Origin of the sequence: Paenibacillus sp. 1001270B_150601_E10, from assembly GCF_015558675.1 — a bacterium.
Taxonomy (GTDB): Bacteria; Bacillota; Bacilli; order Paenibacillales; family Paenibacillaceae; genus Paenibacillus_B.
This window is the reverse complement of sequence record NZ_JADMOL010000023.1, coordinates 1-18,001: the sequence shown is the minus strand read 5'-3', so window position 1 is coordinate 18,001 and position 18,001 is coordinate 1. Positions and strand designations below refer to the sequence as shown.

The 18,001-nt window shown below is 46.8% G+C and carries 17 protein-coding genes; 16 read left to right on the top strand and 1 reads right to left on the bottom strand.

Annotated features, from left to right (window positions below; genetic code table 11):
- Positions 1-327: 327 nt before the first annotated feature.
- Both I2H74_RS24320 and nadA read left to right on the top strand, forming a co-directional pair.
- Positions 328-783, top strand: coding sequence for a helix-turn-helix domain-containing protein (locus I2H74_RS24320; protein ID WP_195576900.1), 456 nt, complete (start codon positions 328-330; stop codon positions 781-783).
- A gap of 205 nt (positions 784-988) precedes the next feature.
- Positions 989-1,933 carry a quinolinate synthase NadA gene (nadA, locus tag I2H74_RS24315; protein WP_324254160.1) on the top strand — a complete coding sequence of 315 codons (945 nt, stop codon included), beginning with the start codon at positions 989-991 and terminating at the stop codon, positions 1,931-1,933.
- A 275-nt stretch (positions 1,934-2,208) separates the two neighbouring features.
- Here the strand turns inward: nadA and I2H74_RS24310 are convergent, their stop codons facing one another.
- Positions 2,209-3,930, bottom strand: a complete 1,722-nt coding sequence (locus I2H74_RS24310; RefSeq protein WP_195576898.1) for a methyl-accepting chemotaxis protein — start codon at positions 3,928-3,930, stop codon at positions 2,209-2,211.
- Positions 3,931-4,332: 402 nt separating this feature from the next.
- Here I2H74_RS24310 and nadB point away from each other — a divergent pair, with 402 nt between their 5' ends.
- The 14 genes from nadB (at position 4,333) to lysS (ending at position 17,639) form a co-directional block, all read left to right on the top strand.
- Positions 4,333-5,949, top strand: coding sequence for an L-aspartate oxidase (gene nadB, locus I2H74_RS24305; RefSeq protein ID WP_195576896.1), 1,617 nt, complete (start codon positions 4,333-4,335; stop codon positions 5,947-5,949).
- Positions 5,942-6,814, top strand: a complete 873-nt coding sequence (nadC, locus tag I2H74_RS24300; protein ID WP_195576894.1) for a carboxylating nicotinate-nucleotide diphosphorylase — start codon at positions 5,942-5,944, stop codon at positions 6,812-6,814. Before nadB ends, nadC begins: the two co-directional genes overlap by 8 nt.
- A complete protein-coding gene (locus I2H74_RS24295) occupies positions 6,811-7,584 on the top strand; it encodes a type III pantothenate kinase (RefSeq protein ID WP_195576892.1) in 774 nt (257 codons plus the stop codon). Before nadC ends, I2H74_RS24295 begins: the two co-directional genes overlap by 4 nt.
- 57 nt (positions 7,585-7,641) lie before the next feature.
- Positions 7,642-8,562: an Hsp33 family molecular chaperone HslO gene (gene hslO / locus I2H74_RS24290; protein ID WP_195576890.1), complete on the top strand. Its 921-nt coding sequence runs from the start codon at positions 7,642-7,644 to the stop codon at positions 8,560-8,562.
- A gap of 180 nt (positions 8,563-8,742) precedes the next feature.
- The gene (locus I2H74_RS24285) at positions 8,743-9,687 is read left to right on the top strand and encodes a peptidylprolyl isomerase (RefSeq protein ID WP_195576888.1); all 945 of its coding nucleotides are present in this window, start codon (positions 8,743-8,745) and stop codon (positions 9,685-9,687) included.
- 274 nt (positions 9,688-9,961) lie between these two features.
- Positions 9,962-10,900, top strand: coding sequence for a cysteine synthase A (gene cysK / locus I2H74_RS24280; protein WP_195576886.1), 939 nt, complete (start codon positions 9,962-9,964; stop codon positions 10,898-10,900).
- A 285-nt stretch (positions 10,901-11,185) separates the two neighbouring features.
- Positions 11,186-12,109: an aminotransferase class IV gene (locus I2H74_RS24275; RefSeq protein WP_324254159.1), complete on the top strand. Its 924-nt coding sequence runs from the start codon at positions 11,186-11,188 to the stop codon at positions 12,107-12,109.
- A gap of 15 nt (positions 12,110-12,124) precedes the next feature.
- Positions 12,125-12,976 (top strand): dihydropteroate synthase, encoded by an 852-nt coding sequence (folP, locus tag I2H74_RS24270; RefSeq protein ID WP_195576884.1) that lies wholly within the window; start codon positions 12,125-12,127, stop codon positions 12,974-12,976.
- Between the two features lie 47 nt (positions 12,977-13,023).
- The gene (gene folB, locus I2H74_RS24265) at positions 13,024-13,458 is read left to right on the top strand and encodes a dihydroneopterin aldolase (RefSeq protein WP_229506175.1); all 435 of its coding nucleotides are present in this window, start codon (positions 13,024-13,026) and stop codon (positions 13,456-13,458) included.
- A complete protein-coding gene (gene folK / locus I2H74_RS24260; protein WP_195576882.1) occupies positions 13,458-13,997 on the top strand; it encodes a 2-amino-4-hydroxy-6-hydroxymethyldihydropteridine diphosphokinase in 540 nt (179 codons plus the stop codon). Before folB ends, folK begins: the two co-directional genes overlap by 1 nt.
- Positions 13,940-14,146: a helix-turn-helix domain-containing protein gene (locus I2H74_RS24255; protein ID WP_195576880.1), complete on the top strand. Its 207-nt coding sequence runs from the start codon at positions 13,940-13,942 to the stop codon at positions 14,144-14,146. The genes folK and I2H74_RS24255 overlap by 58 nt, the downstream gene beginning before the upstream one ends.
- 33 nt (positions 14,147-14,179) lie before the next feature.
- On the top strand, positions 14,180-15,223 hold the full coding sequence (gene dusB, locus I2H74_RS24250; RefSeq protein WP_195576878.1) for a tRNA dihydrouridine synthase DusB: 1,044 nt from the start codon (positions 14,180-14,182) through the stop codon (positions 15,221-15,223).
- Between the two features lie 234 nt (positions 15,224-15,457).
- Positions 15,458-15,937 (top strand): transcription elongation factor GreA, encoded by a 480-nt coding sequence (greA, locus tag I2H74_RS24245; RefSeq protein WP_195576877.1) that lies wholly within the window; start codon positions 15,458-15,460, stop codon positions 15,935-15,937.
- 193 nt (positions 15,938-16,130) lie between these two features.
- Positions 16,131-17,639, top strand: coding sequence for a lysine--tRNA ligase (gene lysS, locus I2H74_RS24240; protein ID WP_324254158.1), 1,509 nt, complete (start codon positions 16,131-16,133; stop codon positions 17,637-17,639).
- Positions 17,640-18,001 lie beyond the last annotated feature (362 nt).

Below are 18,001 nucleotides of genomic sequence, written 5' to 3'. Positions count from 1 at the left end.
CGCCAGCTTTCAGCTTAGGGCTTTTTTCAATGTCTACAAAAATGGGGCTTGACCATAGAGACAAGGGTTTCTTTTGTTGTGATGACTTATACAGGAGCTAAAAAGGATCGATTAGCGGCTGCTTCTTATCCAGCCATTCTTCTACAAGGAGATAGATGTGGAGCGCACTCAAGCCGAGGAGTGAGTCTATAGCGTTATTCAAATAAGATAAGGCTTAATATAGGTGTCACCTCCAGGTTGCGGAACCCATGCAACAATAACGAGCTTTACTCCTTCATCGGATGGACTCCATACTAACGATACGAGATGGAAAGGTGATGGCATAACATGAATTTTAGTGAACGTTTGAAAAGAGAGCGAGAAAAACGAGGCTGGTCCCAGCATGAGCTAGCGGAAAAGATTCATGTAAGCCGCCAATCCGTTTCAAAGTGGGAAACCGGAAAGAACTATCCGAGTATCGAAATCATCATGGATCTAAGCGATTTATTCGGTTTAACGATCGATGAGCTCTTAAGGAGTGATAAAGATTTGAAGGAAAAAGTCATTCGAGACAGCAAGCAGTTAGCCTATCCAAAGTGGAAGGTGTTCTTTGATAGTGTGTTTATGCTGGGTGCGTTTTTATTGGCGGCCAAATTGATCATTCTAGCCTTGAACAACTGGGCAGGCACCCATATTACGATCCTAGAGGGCGTTCCATGGTTCGTCTCCAATCTACTACCACTGGTGCTTATGGTATGCGGGGGTATCGGCTCAGATCAGCTGAAAACCAAATATAAGGATTAATGGAGAAGGTGCAGAATCAATTAAACCTTTGCGCTATATAAGGGACAAACATATTGATGAGATTCACGAGAATAATGGATCTTATTTCCACCATATGGCGAAAGGACTCCGCTAATCGGTCGTAACGAACGTATTTGTGAATTGACACACGTATTCCCCTTGTGTAAATTAAGTGTTAATGAATAGGCCGAGAGGGGAAGAGATCGTGCAATTAGAAGCACTTGCATTGGCGCGCAAGGAAGAGCAGAATCGTGAGTTGCGAGAGAGACTAGAGCAGCTGAAAAAAGAGCGTAATGCGATTATCCTTGCTCACTACTATCAGCGTGATGAGATTCAAGAGGTAGCCGATTTTCGAGGGGACTCCTTCTTGCTGGCGCAGAAGGCAGCGGAAACGGATGCAGAGGTTATCGTATTTTGTGGAGTTCACTTCATGGGCGAGAGTGCAAAGATTCTGGCCCCAAATAAAACGGTCATCATTCCTGATGAGCGTGCAGGCTGCCCAATGGCGGACATGGTTAACGTAGAAGGATTGCGCAAGCTGAAAGCAGAGCATCCGAATGCCAAAGTCGTTACGTATATCAACTCCTCGGCAGAGATCAAGGCCGAGACGGATATTTGCTGTACATCCTCAAATGCCGTTAAGGTTATTGAATCCTTGGATGCGGAAGAGATTATCTGGGTGCCTGATAAGAACCTGGGTCATTATGTCCAAGAGAAGACAGGAAAGAACTTGATTATCTGGGAAGGCTATTGCAATACGCATGATATGCTGACGGTTAAGGATGTAGTCGAGATGAAGGCGAAGTATCCGAACGCAGCATTCGTCGTACATCCGGAATGCCGTCCTGAGGTCGTAGCAATGGGTGACTTTGTCGGAAGCACAACCGCAATCATTGATTATTGTAAAAATTCCGAGCATACCGAATTTATTGTAGGTACGGAGGATGGAACAGGCTATCAGCTCCGCAAGGATAGTCCGGATAAGACGTTCCACTTTGCGACAAAGTATCTGGTATGTCCGAATATGAAGGTTAACAACTTGAAGAAGCTTGTGAAGTGCTTGGAGAACATGCAGCCGCAAATTTATGTTCCACCTCAAGTTGCGGAGCGTGCGAAGTTATCCTTGGAACGCATGCTGCAAGTGAAGTAATAGGAGAACACATTCCTCACCATATTGTTTGTATAACTTGAAATGATGATAAGGAGCCTATGCAGAAGCAAGGCTCTTTTTTGTGAAGAGATTTGTTTAACGCAATGAACATAAAAATGCTCCCCTCACAATAGCAGGTTAATGATCACCTGACTATCATAAGGGAAGCCTAATCAAAGATTGAGTCAGCCTCTCTTCTATTTCTGGCTTTCCCGTAAAGATGTACTGCAATCTGACTTTACTAAAGCCCGGTAAAGCCTGAATGAGTGTTCCGGCTAGATACGGAAGCGGCTTGCAGTCTGCTGCATGTCTTCTGCGAGATGAGCAAGATGCTGGGATGAGGATTCTACCTCTTCCATAGAAGCCAGCTGCTCTTCTGTGCTTGAAGCTACCTGTTCAATATTATGAGTCATTTGCTCAATCGACTCTTTAATATGATTAGCGGTCGCATTGATCTGGTCAGAGCCTGCAGATATTTCCTCCATCGTTGCAGATACCTCTTCGAGATGTGTAGCCACGCTTGTGACCGATTCCTCAATGATGTTAAATTGCTCTCCTGCATGATTAACTAAATCAATGCCTGTATCGAATTCATCCTGCACCATCTTCATGGTTTGAAGAACCGATTGATTTTCTTTTTGAATAGAAGCAACCAATTGATTAATCTCGTCTGCTGATTGTGCGGACTCATCCGCAAGCTTGCGAACTTCAGTTGCGACAACAGCGAATCCGCGGCCATGCTCTCCCGCACGTGCAGCTTCAATAGAAGCATTCAAGGCAAGGAGACTGGTTTGGGATGCGATATTGGACACCGTGGCGTTCATGTTGCCGATATTTTTCGTTTGAATATTCAGCTTGTTTAACACGCCCTCAAGCTGAGACAGCTTAAGCTGCAGCTGATTCATTTGCACGGTTGCCTTCTTCACAATCTCATTACCGGCTGAGGCGGTTGTAACCGAATCAGTTGCTTTTTCTGATACATTCAGCGTATTCGTCATAACATGGTGCATCGCAGTGTTCATATCATCAATGGTGCTAACCGCTTCATTAATGGATTGATTTTGCTGCTTGGTTTCCTTTGTTATCTCTTCGATGGCCTGGACGATCTTCTCGGTCACATGGCTCGTTTCTTGCGAACTTGCACTAAGCTGCTGAGAGGATGCGGCAACAAGGTCAGTAGAATGATAGACTTGACTGATAAGCCCCTTTAACGAGCCAGCCATATTGTTGTAAGAGTTCGTAAGTTGTCCGATCTCATCTAAGGATTGGTGCGTCCCAACCGAAGAAAAGTCTCCTTTCCCTGCTGCTTCCATTAAGTCCTGAATGCTCTTGAGCGGACTAACAATAGCTCTTGTAATCGGGACAATAATCAGAGCACAGACGATATATGCGATGATGATTACGATACCGCTTGTTATAAGAGTGCCTCGGAATACAGCAGCATTGTCATCATCCAGCTGATCGGCCTGTTTATTAATATACTCCCCAATCTCCTCGGCTTTCTCGTTAACCATTTCACTGGTTACTGCAAACTTCCCAAAGACCGCATTGACCGCATCATCCCGGCCTTGATCATGATAGATCTTCTTAATTGAGGTAACCTCATCCTTAAAGAAGGAAAATATTTTACGGAAAGGATCGATCTGCTCTTTTTCCCAGCTGGTCTTCGCTGAGTTCGCCCAAGAATTCATATTTTCCTCAATCGTAACTAGGCGTTCATCAATCTTTTTCTCAAGCGCTGGCCGTTTCGAGCTATCATATGTAAGTAACATTTCCAGCAAGAAGCCGTATGTAGCGCGAGTATCTGTACGAATCTGGCCTAATTCACGCATCGTTTGCGATTGTGCGTACATCTTGGTTGAACTATCACGAAGCTGAGTCTGGGCGATGAACGACACCACACTGATCACCAGAATAAAAATCAAGCCTACCGCCCCGATAGAGATTAGCTTTGCTCTAATGGGCAAATTCCGCAATGTCAAGCGTTGTAAACTCATGTTGATTCTCCCTTTTAAATAATAAATAAAATGCTCCTCTATTATGTATCGTTCAGAAGTGAACTTTTTTGTTTAGCTAGAAGTAAATTAATTCTAAAATTTTCACAAGTGTTACAGAAAATTTTCCAGGGTTGTACACATTTTGTGTAAGGGACTTGAAAATCTCATAGATTCATTTCTTTTCAATTCATAAAAAAATCGCCTGTTTGGCGAAGGAATTATATATTCTGCATGCTTTTTGTGCTATGGTACACTGTAGTATAATACATGTTCGGGAAACAATTTTTTATAAACTCATTTCTTGTAAGCGACCTTGTGGGCCGTGAAATGGCATGAGTCGCTTATTTACCTTACTTTCGGATATGTATAGGACAGATTGCCACATTTAAGGGGTGGACTGGGATGATACCTCCGTATTTAATTGATTTTTCACTGGAGGACATGCCTCGAGTTGAGACAGATGTTATTGTGATTGGCTCAGGCATTGCAGGATTGTACACTGCTATTCAAGCGAGTCGTCAGCAACGTGTCATGCTGATCAGCAAGAAGTCGCTGTTTGAGAGCAACACGCGTTATGCGCAAGGCGGGATTGCCGCGGTTATTGCTGAAGATGATTCCCCTGAGTATCATTTGCAGGATACGCTGATTGCAGGTGCAGGCCTTTGCGTGGAAGAAGCCGTCCAAGCGCTTGTGCACGAAGGGCCTGAAGGGGTTAGACAGTTAATGAAGTTGGGAGCGGAGTTCGACCAGATTAATGGGGAATTAGCGCTAACCATGGAGGGGGCACATAGTCACCGCCGTATCCTGCATGCGCATGGCGATGCGACAGGCTATGAGATTGTCCGTGCTTTAGCGGAGTATGTGAAGACATGCGCGAACATTACCATCTGGGATGATCACTTTGCGATCGATCTCATCACGTCTAACGGTGAATGCCTAGGCGCTTTGGTACAGCGTCCAGATGGAGACAAGGTATTGGTGACAGGTAAAGCGACTGTTTTATGCACAGGCGGTGGCGGCCAGTTGTATCGCTATACAACAAACCCTGACGTTGCCACAGGTGACGGGGTTGCGATGGCTTATCGTGCTGGAGCGGTCATTCAAGATATGGAATTCCTGCAATTCCATCCTACCTCGCTATGCTATCCTGGAGCACCTCGCTTTTTAATATCTGAGGCGGTTCGTGGAGAAGGTGCAGTCCTTCGCAATATCAAGGGCGAACGTTTTATGGAACAGTATCATCCCCAGTTGGAGCTCGCACCGCGGGATATCGTGGCACGTGCCATCGTAAGTGAGATGGAGAAGACGAAGTCTACCTTTGTATATTTGGATATTACACACGAGACAGAAGAGAATGTGAAGCTTCGGTTTCCAACCATTTATGAGACCTGCTTGCGCTATGGCCTAGATCTGTCCAGCGATTGGATACCTGTAGCCCCAGCCGCCCATTATATGATGGGTGGTGTGAAGACGGACCTGAATGGGGAAACCAATATTAGCAGATTGTTCGCATGCGGGGAAACTTCTTCAACAGGGGTTCACGGTGCGAATCGATTGGCAAGCAACTCGTTATCAGAAGCCATCGTCTTTGGTCATCGCATTGTAGAGCGCATCGCAGGTCTTGTCCCATTGATGGATGATCTACCAGCGTTAACGGTTGATGAGAGCCGACACGATCTCCCCCAACAAGCTGTTGTGGAGCGACGGTTGAAGCTTCAGAAGGTGATGGTTCGTTTTGTCGGACTTCGTCGTAACAAAGAGGGCTTGAGAAAGGGGCTTGAAGAGCTTAAGCGCCAGATGGGCTTCTTCTCCTGTCGCTTATCACGCCGAGAGGAATATGAGTTTGCCAATTTGCTGACATGTGCCATGCTGGTTGCAAAGTCAGCTGACTGGCGTGAAGAAAGCCGAGGCGCTCATTATCGTGAAGATTACCCAGAGCGCAATGACGTCGTGTGGTGCAAGCATTCGCTTATCCACCGGGAACATGGGATAACAGAGGAGCGGATTCATCATGTTTAATATAGATCGTCGTTTGTTAGATGAGCAGCTTGTTTCTTGGCTAAAGGAGGATGTGGGTACTGGGGATGTCACGACGGCATTTACCGTTCCCGAGGGACATCAGTCCAAGGGCATCATCCATGCGAAGGAGGACGGCATTATTGCTGGAATTCCTGTAGCGCAGGCCGTGTTTGAACTTGTAGATCCAACACTCGTTTTTATAGCTAAAGTGGAAGAGGGAGCCTTTGTAGCCAAAGGGACTGTTCTGATCGAGGTAGAAGGAAGCACGCACAGCATTCTTACCGGAGAACGGCTTGCGCTCAATCTGATGCAGCGCATGTCAGGAGTTTCCACCAAGACTTCCCATTATGTTAAGGCGATTCAGGATCTTCCAACCGAATTGGTGGATACGAGAAAAACGACACCAGGGCACCGTGCGCTGGAGAAGTACGCGGTACGTGTCGGTGGAGGCAAAAACCATCGCTACGGACTCTACGATGCCGTTATGATTAAAGATAATCATATCAAGGGAGCAGGCGGCATTACAGAAGCCGTTGAGCGTGCGCGTCGCAACATTCCTTATACAATGAAGATTGAAGTGGAGACCGAATCGATGGAGCAGGTGAAGGAAGCTATCCAAGCAGGGGCTGACATCATCATGCTGGACAATATGTCTGCTGAGGCAATGGCGGAGGCGGTATCATGGATTCGCAACCAAGCTCCACATGTACTGATCGAGGCCTCGGGTGGCATCACGCTTGACACCATACGTGAGAAGGCGCTAGCAGGCGTCGACGTTATTTCTGTCGGCAGCTTGACGTATTCCTTCCAATCGCTTGATATCAGCTTAGACCTGAATGAGAAGAAAGGAGCTAGCAGCTCGTGATTTTCGTTATAGATGTAGGCAATACCAATATTGTACTTGGATTGTACAAAAATGATACGCTCATTCACCATTGGCGGCTTGCGACCAATCGACAAGCAACTTCGGATGAATACGGCGTCATGATTCACAATTTGCTTTCGATGGCGCGTTTGTCGGTGGATGACATCGAAGGTGTCATTATTTCTTCAGTTGTACCGCCGATTATTCGAACAATGGAGCTTCTGTCCGAGCAATATTTGAAGCAGAAGCCGTTAATTGTAGGTCCTGGAATCAAGACAGGACTCAATATCCGTTACGACAACCCGCGCGAAGTGGGAGCGGATCGGATCGTCAATGCGGTGGCAGCCATTGAGCTCTATGGTGTTGGCAGCCCGCTGGTTGTTGTTGATTTTGGTACAGCCACGACGTTTGATGTGATCGATGAAAAGGGAAACTATATGGGAGGAGCCATTGTTCCTGGGATCGGCATATCGACTGAAGCGCTGTATCAACGTGCAGCCAAGCTGCCTCGTATTGAGCTCACCAAGCCTAAGAGCGTAATCGGCCGCAATACGATTCACTCCATGCAAGCCGGGATCATCTTCGGCTATGCAGGTCAAGTGGATGGTATCGTTGATCGAATTGAGCGTGAACTGGGAACGAAGCCGCGCGTTATTGCTACAGGTGGCTTGGCAGAGCTAATCGGCACAGAGTCGCGCCGAATTGAGGAGACCAATGCCAATTTGACATTGGAAGGCCTGCTTTTAATCTATAAACGAAATGTAACGTAACCATTTAAAAAAATGGGCGTCTAATTAATTATGGAAGCAATGGGAGGCATATACACCATGGCAACAGATAACAAAGAGTATCAATCGACGGAAAAAGAGCCTCGGGCGGATATGCTTATCCGCGGAACAGCGCTTGGCGGCCAAGTTCGCGTATTCGCTGTTCGTACCACTCATCTGGTAGACGAACTGCAGCGCAGACATCAGACCTATCCAACAGCTACAGCTGCACTAGGACGTACGGTATCAGCTGCTTCCATGATGGGTGCGATGCTAAAAGGCGAAGAGAAGCTAACCGTGCAAGTGAAGGGTGACGGTCCAATCGGGCAAATTATTGCAGATGCAAACGCACATGGCGAGGTACGAGGCTGTGTTACACATCCTCAGGTGCATCTTGCAAGCAACAGTGAAGGCAAGCTTGATGTAGCGGGAGCTGTAGGCCGTGAAGGCTTTATTCATGTGATCAAGGATCTAGGCATGAAGGAGCCTTATCATGGCAGCTCTCCCATTATCTCGGGTGAGCTTGGCGAAGACTTTACGTACTACTTTGCCTTGTCGGAGCAGACCCCTTCCGCCGTTGGTTTAGGCGTGCTTGTGGACGTAGATGGTTCTGTTATTCATGCTGGCGGCTTCATTATTCAGCTTATGCCAGGATTGACTGACGACCAGATTACGAAGATTGAACAATCGCTTAGCAATTTGCCTCCAATTACAGCATTGTTGGATCAGGGGCTAGAGCTTGATGAACTGCTTAGCTGGATTGTAGAGGATGTCAAAGTGATGGAGCAGATGCCAATCGTATTCCGCTGCCAATGCTCTAGAGAACGTGTTGAACAAACGCTAATTAGCCTTGGAAAAGAAGAACTTAAAGCCCTGATCGAAGAGGACGGAAAAGCAGAAGTAGTATGCCATTTTTGCAATGAAGCCTACGCCTTTGACCGGGAACAGCTTGAGTCTCTTGTTGATCAGCTCAACGCTTAATAAAGCAAAGGTTGGAGTAAGTCAGGCTTCAGCTTGAATACGTGAAGGTATTGGACTGTCCTCGCTCTTAGACATTCGCAATATCTATTGATGAATATTCAAGCTTAATCGCAAAGAGGGTACGAGAAGAAACCTTATTAAGGATGTTCGGGGAATTCACTAACGTAAGGATTGTACGCAATGACGAAAGAAGTCAAAGGCCTATGGGGCTGTATCCTCGTACTATTTGTTTGTGTATTGATTTTAGGGACAATGTTGATTATTGGCGTCGGTCAGCCTCATGCCAAGCTGCCAAAAGGTTCTTCACAGCTTCGTGATGAAAAGCCAGTTGCCTCCATCGGCAGCAAGCTCATTACGCGCGAGGAATGGATTGCCGAGCTTGAACGTCAGTACGGAAGCCTAGTGCTGGACCGCATGCTGTCCAACAAAGCGGTTCAATTGGAGGCATCTGCCCTAGGCATTGAGGTAGATCCAGATGAAGTCGATGCAGAGCTTAGGCGGCAGATGGTGGGCTATGACAGTGTGGAATCTTATTATCAGGCAATGCAGGATCAGCTTGGTATGGATGCTGAACAGATCTATCGAGAGACCAAGCAGCATTTGCTTCTAGAGAAGGTTGCATCCTATCCATTTCATTATACGGATGAAGAGGTGGATGAATATGTTGCTCGCCATGCTGAGGATTACGAGCCGTATTTGTCCTATAACTTGTCCCATATTGTTGTTAAGGACCTGAAGCAAGCCGAAGAAGTGCTCCAGGCCCTACAGGATGACGAATCATTTGAAGACGTGGCTAAAGAAACATCTCAGGACAGCTTCTCCTCGGATCAAGGGGGCAGTATTGGCTGGATAGAGGATGGAGATCCCTTTATTGAGGCCAATGAATTGATGGCGGCAAGAAGCTTGAGCGTGGGACAGTGGTCAACCCCTGTGAAGGTGAAGCAGGGATATGCGATTGTCATGCTGTCAGGCCGCAAACAGACCCCTCCTGAAGACAGCGAGTCCATCCGCAGTCGAGCTCGCCGGGATATGGCCCTGGCTGATATCGGATCGTTGAACCAGGTGGAGCAATTGCTAAGGGAAAAGTATGAAGCACGGATTTTTACCGAGAAGGAGTCATCATAATACCCAAGAAGAAAGAGCATCGAGAAGAGGCAGCGCAGGGCAGAATAATTCCTTGTGCTGCTTCTTTTTCTCGCTTTAGTTGTAGCATTGGCTGTGCTTCAGCACCATGAGGATAGGGTAATGATCGTGAGAAATCGATGAGACAAAAGTACCACATTTTTGAAAATGAGCTATTGACGTTCTAGGGCGCTTTTGCTAAGATAGAAGATAATAAAACCTAGTGATTTAGTCGGAAATATAAAATTGTGAATGATTCATATGGGAGGGTTTCATCATGGCAAGAATCGTGAATAGTGTTACGGAATTGATCGGGGATACACCACTGGTACGCTTGAATCGCATTGTTCCTGAAGGCAGTGCTGAGATTTACGTGAAGCTTGAGTACCAGAATCCTGGATCTAGTGTGAAAGACCGTATTGCCTTGAGCATGATCGAAGCGGCTGAAGCAGAAGGCGTATTAAAGCCAGGTGATACGATTGTTGAGCCGACAAGTGGTAATACGGGTATCGGTCTTGCCATGGTGGCAGCTGCAAAGGGATATAAAGCAATCCTCGTCATGCCAGAGACGATGAGCTTGGAGCGTCGCAATCTGCTTCGCGCTTATGGTGCTGAGCTCGTGCTTACACCTGGTTCAGAAGGCATGAACGGCGCGGTTCGCAAGGCTGAAGAGCTTGCACAAGAGAACCCAAGCTATTTCATTCCACAGCAATTCAAGAATCAAGCGAACGTGAAGATTCACCGTGAGACGACTGGCCCTGAGATCGTGGAAGCCATCAACTCTCTCGATGGCAAGCTGGATGCATTTATTGCAGGAATCGGTACAGGTGGAACAATCTCCGGTACGGGTGAAGTATTGAAGCAGAACTTCCCTGCTGTTAAGGTAGTCGCTGTTGAGCCTGCAGCTTCCCCAATTCTGTCCGGTGGCAAGCCAGGACCGCATAAGATTCAAGGTATTGGTGCTAACTTTGTTCCCGAGATTTTGAATCGTGAGATATATGATCAAGTTATTACGATTGAGAACGACGATGCTTTTGAGACGGCTCGTCGCGTAGCGAAGGAAGAAGGCTTGCTCGTGGGAATTTCCTCTGGTGCGGCGATCAATGCTGCATTACAGGTAGCGGCTGAACTTGGAGCAGGCAAGCGCGTTATCGCTGTAGTACCAAGCAATGGTGAGCGTTACTTGAGCACACCGCTCTTCAACTTCGAGAACTAATTCAATTGAAGATCATCGATGACCCCTGATGAGACTCTTGCGAACAAACGTGAGGGATGCTTTCAGGGGTCTTTGTTGAGTTTAGACACGGGCAAGGCTTGTAATAGAAGATCGAAAGAAACGGTGTCAATAAAGTTTGTTATTTATTGGAATATTTTACTCAGGCTCATTGACTCTGCTGCATTTTTCGAATTAAATAGAAGTATTCAATTTATAATCCTTTCATTGCTTATAGGGTGGATTCAACCCGTATTCAAACATAGAGGCGAGCGTGAGCATATGGTCATGATAGGCTGGAATGGAACCTTGTTGTCGGAAAAGGACGCTGTGATACCGGTATGGGATCACGGCTTTTTGTACGGCTTGAGTCTGTTTGAGACAATGCGGACGTATGCAGGGAAGCCATTCCGTCTTGAACAGCATCTTACTCGGCTGAACGAAGGCTGCCATGCCCTAGGCATTAAGCTTCAGCTATCGGCTGAGGATCTGCGCAGACATATGGCAGAAGTCATGCAGGCGAATGATCTTCAGGAAGCCTATATTCGGCTTACGGTAAGTGCAGGCGATCAGGGCATGGGGTTGCCGACGGGAGATTATGAGCACCCAACTGTAATGGTGCTGACAAAGTCACTTCCGCCCATATCACCATCTCTTTATCATGCTGGCAAGCCGCTACAGATCTTAAAGCTGACACGCAATACCCCAGAAGGAGAAGTTCGCTTCAAGTCTGGGCACTATATGAACAATATTTTGGCGAAGCGAGAGCTGATGCAGCATGCATCCTCGAAGCTAGGCGCAGAAGGCTTGCTGCTGACTGCGGAGAGCGATGTTGCGGAAGGGATCGTCAGCAATGTATTTGTCGCAAGAGAAGGGAAGCTATACACGCCTTCGTTAGACACTGGCATCCTGCCAGGCATCACAAGAGCAGTGGTGATCGAGATCGCTAGAAGGATTGGCGTCGAGGTAGAGGAACGTCGCTTTGATGCACAATGGCTCATTGATAGCAGTGATGAGATTTTTATAACCACATCCATTCAAGAGCTTGTTCCTATCACGAGCATATATGATACGACAGGAGACCGCGCGATCATTGGCAATGGAACACCAGGAATACTGACACAACGACTGCTTAGAGAATATCGGCGTCTTGCTGAGCTTGAATCAAGGGACAAGCATGACTTTATAGAGTCCAGCAGCAAGCAAGTGTAGAAAAGGGGAGATAAGATGCTCGCACCAACGATATATCAAAGAGAATATGAGCTGAATGAGGCATCTTTCAAATTAGGAACAGACACACTCGTTATGGGGATTGTGAATGTAACGCCAGACTCGTTCTCCGATGGCGGAAAATATCAGCACGTCGATGCTGCACTGGCTCATGCGAGACAGCTTGTAGCAGATGGTGCCCATCTATTGGATATTGGAGGAGAGTCCACAAGACCTGGGCATGCTTCTGTAGATGAGGAAGAAGAGCTGAAGCGTGTAATTCCAGTTATAAAAGCGATTCATGCTGACATGCCGCATATCCCGTTATCGGTGGATACGTATAAAGCAAATGTTGCTTCTCAGGCATTAGAAGCCGGTGCCCATATCATTAACGATGTATGGGGAGGACTCCGTGAGCCGAAGATTCTGGACGTCGCTGCACAGTTCAAGTGCCCAATTGTGCTTATGCATAATCGTGAGTCACGCAGCTATGAGGATTATGTGCCGGATGTATTGCAGGATTTGCAAACTTTAGTCGAATCGGCAAGAGCAGCAGGGGTCTCTGACCAACAGATTTGGCTTGATCCTGGCATTGGCTTTGCCAAGACAGGTGAGGATAATCTGGAATTAATGCATCATCTGGACGACATTGTTGCACTTGGCTACCCCGTATTGCTTGGTACCTCCCGCAAACGATTCATTCGTCATGTACTGGATCTGCCTGTAGATGATGTAGTGGAGGGGACGGCTGCTACCGTTGCCCTTGGCATTGCCCAAGGCTGCCAGATCGTAAGGGTGCATGATGTCAAAGCGATTACGCGTACAGTGAAGATGTGTGACGCCATGCTGAAGAAGGTTCAAAGGGATTAACGATCATCTTGATAAAAATGTTACGATAGCGGAGGGACGTGCATCGCATGAATCAGAATCATCAAGGTATTGCACCTTATCCGAAAACGAAAGTGGTTGGCCTCGATCGCATGAAGCTGGATCGAATGTCGTTCTACGGCAAGCATGGCGTGTTCGAGGAGGAGCGGGTGCTCGGACAGCGCTGGTTTGTTGATCTCGATCTTCAAATAGATATGCAAAGCGCTGGTCTCGATGACGACCTTAACCAATCGATTAATTATGCTGAGCTTCATGCAGCGGTTAAGCGTATCATTGAGCAAGAGTCTTTTCAATTAGTGGAGACTTTGACGGAACGCATTGCTTCGATGCTGCTTCATGATTTTCATAGAATCAACGAAGCGACTGTTCGGGTGACGAAGCCTAATCCGCCGTTTGACATCCACTTTGCGGGTGTTACGATAGAAATGACTCGGAGACGGTCGACAGAAGGCGAGGGATGCTGATGGCAACATCACGTACAGCTTATGTCGCACTAGGCTCGAATCTTGGCGAGCGCGAGCAATATTTGAAGAAAGCGCTTGAGCTCCTAGAGGATCATGCCGAGATTACGGTGGTTCGTATCTCTTCTATTTATGAGACCGACCCTGTCGGGTACGAGGTTCAGCCTGCCTTTTTGAATATGACAGCTTGTCTTCGCACGACCTTAGATCCTGAGGAACTGCTTCAGGTTTTGCTGCACACCGAACAGCTTCTTGGACGCGTGCGGCATGTTCGCTGGGGACCAAGGACGATCGATCTTGATTTACTATGGATGGAACAATTGTGTTGGGAAAGTGAGAGCCTTCTCCTCCCTCATCCCCGAATGGGGGAACGGTTATTTGTACTCGTTCCGCTCTCTGAAATTGTGTTACAATCAGAGACTGAACTGTACGAATTCGTGAAAGAATGCTTGGGTAAACTGGAAGGAAAGGAAGGAATTCGACTGTGGAATCGACTAGAGTCAACAAGCGAATTCGTGCCTTCCGCAAGCTTCGAGGATTAACACAGCTACAGTTAGCGGAAATGACGAATTTGTCGATCACCATCATTGGTGAGATTGAAAGAGGCAATCGTGCAGCCGACGCTCAAGTGGTGGAGCGCATTGCACATGCATTACGCATATCCGTTAACGAATTGGTTGGAGAAGGATAAATACAGGTACAGCAAGAAAAAGGAGTGAACGGGATGCTTAAAATTTCAAATATAGAAATGAAAAATCCGGTTGTTCTTGCACCGATGGCAGGTGTGACGAACCCGGCTTTTCGCCTAATTGCTAAAGAATTCGGCTGCGGTCTGGTATGTGCCGAAATGGTTAGTGACAAGGCTTTGGTGCACGGCAATGAGCGCACACGCGAAATGCTGTTTGTCGATGAGCGGGAGAAGCCGCTCAGCTTGCAGATCTTTGGGGGAGATCGCAAGTCGCTTGTCGAAGCAGCGAAGATTGTCGATAAGGAATCGAACGCAGATATCATTGATATCAATATGGGATGCCCTGTTCCGAAGGTTACGAAGTGTGATGCAGGTGCGCGCTGGCTATTGGATCCGGACAAAATCTACGAAATGGTATCTGCAGTTGTCGATGCTGTAGATAAGCCAGTAACAGTAAAGATGCGTATCGGCTGGGACGATGAGCATATCTATGTGGTGGATAATGCATTAGCTGTGCAGCGTGCAGGCGGTCAGGCGGTCAGTGTCCATGGTCGCACACGTGAGCAATTGTATACAGGAACGGCAGATTGGAGCTACATCAAGCAGGTCAAAGAAGCGCTAGACATTCCGGTAATCGGAAATGGCGACGTGTTTACCCCTGAGGACGCTCGCAGAATGATGGATATGACGGGCTGTGACGGTGTGATGATCGGACGCGGTGCATTGGGTAATCCATGGATGCTCTATCGCACCATTGAGTACCTTACACATGGCACTCTTCCACCAGATCCATCACCAGAAGAAAAGGTTCGTATCGCCGTCTTGCATATGGATCGCTTGATTGCAATGCGTGGAGAGCATGTGGCGGTTAAGGAAATGCGCAAGCATTTGGCTTGGTACTTGAAAGGCTTGCCTGGTGCAGCAAAAGTGAAAGACCGCATCATGGAGGAATCTCATCGCGATGAAGTGATTCGAATGTTGGAGGAATATGTCGAGCAGGTTAATGCTGGCGCCTTTGATCGTCATAGCCAACGTGAAATGCGCGGTTCCGAAGAAACAGAGTCCTCCGCGGCACAATGAAGCGTTTTCAAACAGGGGTGTGAGGGTTCATTGACTTTTGTATATCCATCCCATATAATTCAACAATAGAAAAAATGATCGGACCTTAAAGACGTCCGTGATAACGTTGAATCCCAACGTTTATTCATTGTGACATGAAGTCATGATATGGGCATTCAGCCATATGATGGAGTAAGATGAATTCGCTTCGATGACGGTGCGAAAATAATGATCATGACAGGAGAATCGGTAAAGATGAGCGATAAAGAAGTTATTCTGACCCCGGAAGGGCTAAAGAAGCTTGAAGAAGAATTGGAAAACCTTAAATCGGTTAAGCGCCGTGAAGTTGCAGAGCGTATTAAGATCGCAATTGGCTACGGAGACTTGAGCGAGAACTCCGAGTATGAAGATGCGAAGAACGAACAAGCATTTATCGAAGGCCGTATTATTACCCTTGAGAAAATGCTTCGCAATGCGCGCATCATTAACAGCGACGAGATCGATACAAACACTGTAAGTATCGGTTCTACTGTAATGGTAGAAGATCTGGAGTTTGGCGATCAAATGGAATATACGATCGTGGGTACGGCTGAATCCGACCCATCTCAGAATAAAATCTCTAATGAGAGCCCAGTTGGCAAGGCAATCCTTGGCAAGCAAAAGGGTACTGTAGTGGATGTTAACGTTCCAGCGGGCGTTATTCAGTATAAGATTATCGAAATTAAGCGCTCATAACGAACGCTGATCTATGTTAAGATAGAAGTTAAGGGTGAAAGAAGCTTCCACGCCGGAAGCTTCTTTCCATAAGCACGTCTCTTCATACGGTTAACGGTACTCGCTTGCACAGTGGGGACCGTTTGCCGTTGTGTTGTTTTCAGAATAACAATAAATGGATTGCAAGCTTGCACCATCTAAAGGAGTGGCTCTTGTGACAGATACCGTCAACCAAGAAGTAGAACTAAGTGAATTACTACAAATTCGTCGCGACAAATTGGACGAGCTTCGTAAGCTCGGCGTAGACCCATTCGGAACGAAGTTTGCACGCACCACGACGGCGAAGGAAGTATTAGACCAATACAGTGAACTCAGTAATGAGGAGCTTCAAGAGAAGCATATCGAAGTAAGCCTTGCTGGCCGAATCATGGCGAAGCGTGGTATGGGTAAGGCGAGCTTTGGCCATATTCAAGATCTCAGTGGTCGCATTCAAATCTACGTTCGTCAGGACAGCGTTCCTGCAGAAAAGTATGAAGCGTACTCTATGCTTGATATCGGTGATATCATCGGTGTTCGCGGTACGGTATTTAAGACGAAGACAGGTGAAACTTCTATTAAAGTAACGGACCTAGAGGTGCTCACCAAGTCTTTGTATCCATTACCTGATAAATTCCATGGCTTAAAAGACGTTGAGCTTCGCTATCGCCAGCGCTACGTGGATCTCATCATGAGCCCTGACGTTCAACAAACGTTTATCGCTCGCTCGAAGATTATTCAATCGATGCGCCGTTATCTGGATTCCCTCGGTTATTTGGAAGTTGAGACGCCAACTCTGCATGCAATCGCAGGCGGTGCAGCTGCGCGTCCGTTTATTACGCATCATAATGCGCTTGATATGCAGCTCTATATGCGTATTGCGATTGAGCTTCACCTGAAGCGTTTGATCGTGGGCGGCTTGGAAAAAGTGTACGAGATCGGCCGTGTATACCGTAATGAAGGCATTTCCACTCGTCACAATCCGGAATTCACAATGATTGAATTGTATGAAGCGTATGCAGACTATGAAGATATCATGCGTCTTACAGAGAATATGATTGCTCACATTGCACAAGAGGTGCTCGGTACGACGAAGATCGACTATCAAGGCCATCAAGTGGATCTGACACCATCTTGGCGCCGTGTGTCCATGGTTGATGCGATTAAAGAAGTGAAGGGCGTGGACTTCTACGTTCAAATGACAGACGAAGAAGCGCATGCTCTTGCGAAAGAACACAATGTCCCTGTAGAGCCTCACTACACCTTTGGCCATATCGTGAATGCTTTCTTCGAAGAGTTCGTTGAAGCTACATTGATTCAGCCTACATTTGTAACGGGTCATCCAATTGAGATATCCCCTCTTGCAAAGAAGAAGGAGAGCGATCCTCGCTTTACCGATCGCTTCGAGTTGTTCATCGTGGCGCGTGAGCACGCAAATGCGTTCTCCGAGTTGAACGATCCTATCGATCAGCGTCAACGTTTCGAAGCACAGCTTCAAGAGAAGGAGCAAGGAAATGACGAGGCACATGACATGGATGATGATTTCATTCGTGCGCTTGAATACGGTATGCCGCCAACAGGTGGTCTAGGTATCGGCGTAGACCGCCTCGTTATGCTGCTAACGAATGCACCATCGATTCGCGATGTCCTGTTGTTCCCGCATATGCGTGATCGTGGCAATGCGTAATTTATAATTCATTGTAAGCTCACACATGTATATAGAAAGAAAGCATCAGAGAGATCTTTTTGATAAGGTCTCTCTGTGCAATCTCTGTTCATATTAATGAAGGCTCTATTCACTAGTCGGATATGTCATTCAGCTTGTGGCTTTCTGATATTGCGCAAGATTAAAATGGCGTTGCAAGTATAAAAAGTGAATTGGTCGATTTTTCCTGTTGCATAGGTGTTGTGCCTATGATATATTAATTAAGTCGCCGCTGATAAGGCGGTTGAGACAAGCGAAATTGTTCTTTGAAAACTGAACAACGAGTGAAACATTATTGAGAATTAAATTCTCGTCAGCAATACAAATGAGCAAGTCAAACACTT

What these genes read in the sequence shown, in the direction of transcription:
- I2H74_RS24320 (WP_195576900.1), top strand. Translation starts at nt 328, where the DNA reads ATGAATTTTAGTGAACGTTTGAAAAGAGAGCGAGAAAAACGAGGCTGG.
- I2H74_RS24310 (WP_195576898.1), bottom strand. Translation starts at nt 3,930, where the DNA reads ATGAGTTTACAACGCTTGACATTGCGGAATTTGCCCATTAGAGCAAAG.
- nadB (WP_195576896.1), top strand. Translation starts at nt 4,333, where the DNA reads ATGATACCTCCGTATTTAATTGATTTTTCACTGGAGGACATGCCTCGA.
- nadC (WP_195576894.1), top strand. Translation starts at nt 5,942, where the DNA reads ATGTTTAATATAGATCGTCGTTTGTTAGATGAGCAGCTTGTTTCTTGG.
- hslO (WP_195576890.1), top strand. Translation starts at nt 7,642, where the DNA reads ATGGCAACAGATAACAAAGAGTATCAATCGACGGAAAAAGAGCCTCGG.
- I2H74_RS24285 (WP_195576888.1), top strand. Translation starts at nt 8,743, where the DNA reads ATGACGAAAGAAGTCAAAGGCCTATGGGGCTGTATCCTCGTACTATTT.
- cysK (WP_195576886.1), top strand. Translation starts at nt 9,962, where the DNA reads ATGGCAAGAATCGTGAATAGTGTTACGGAATTGATCGGGGATACACCA.
- I2H74_RS24275 (WP_324254159.1), top strand. Translation starts at nt 11,186, where the DNA reads ATGATAGGCTGGAATGGAACCTTGTTGTCGGAAAAGGACGCTGTGATA.
- folP (WP_195576884.1), top strand. Translation starts at nt 12,125, where the DNA reads ATGCTCGCACCAACGATATATCAAAGAGAATATGAGCTGAATGAGGCA.
- folB (WP_229506175.1), top strand. Translation starts at nt 13,024, where the DNA reads ATGAATCAGAATCATCAAGGTATTGCACCTTATCCGAAAACGAAAGTG.
- folK (WP_195576882.1), top strand. Translation starts at nt 13,458, where the DNA reads ATGGCAACATCACGTACAGCTTATGTCGCACTAGGCTCGAATCTTGGC.
- dusB (WP_195576878.1), top strand. Translation starts at nt 14,180, where the DNA reads ATGCTTAAAATTTCAAATATAGAAATGAAAAATCCGGTTGTTCTTGCA.
- greA (WP_195576877.1), top strand. Translation starts at nt 15,458, where the DNA reads ATGAGCGATAAAGAAGTTATTCTGACCCCGGAAGGGCTAAAGAAGCTT.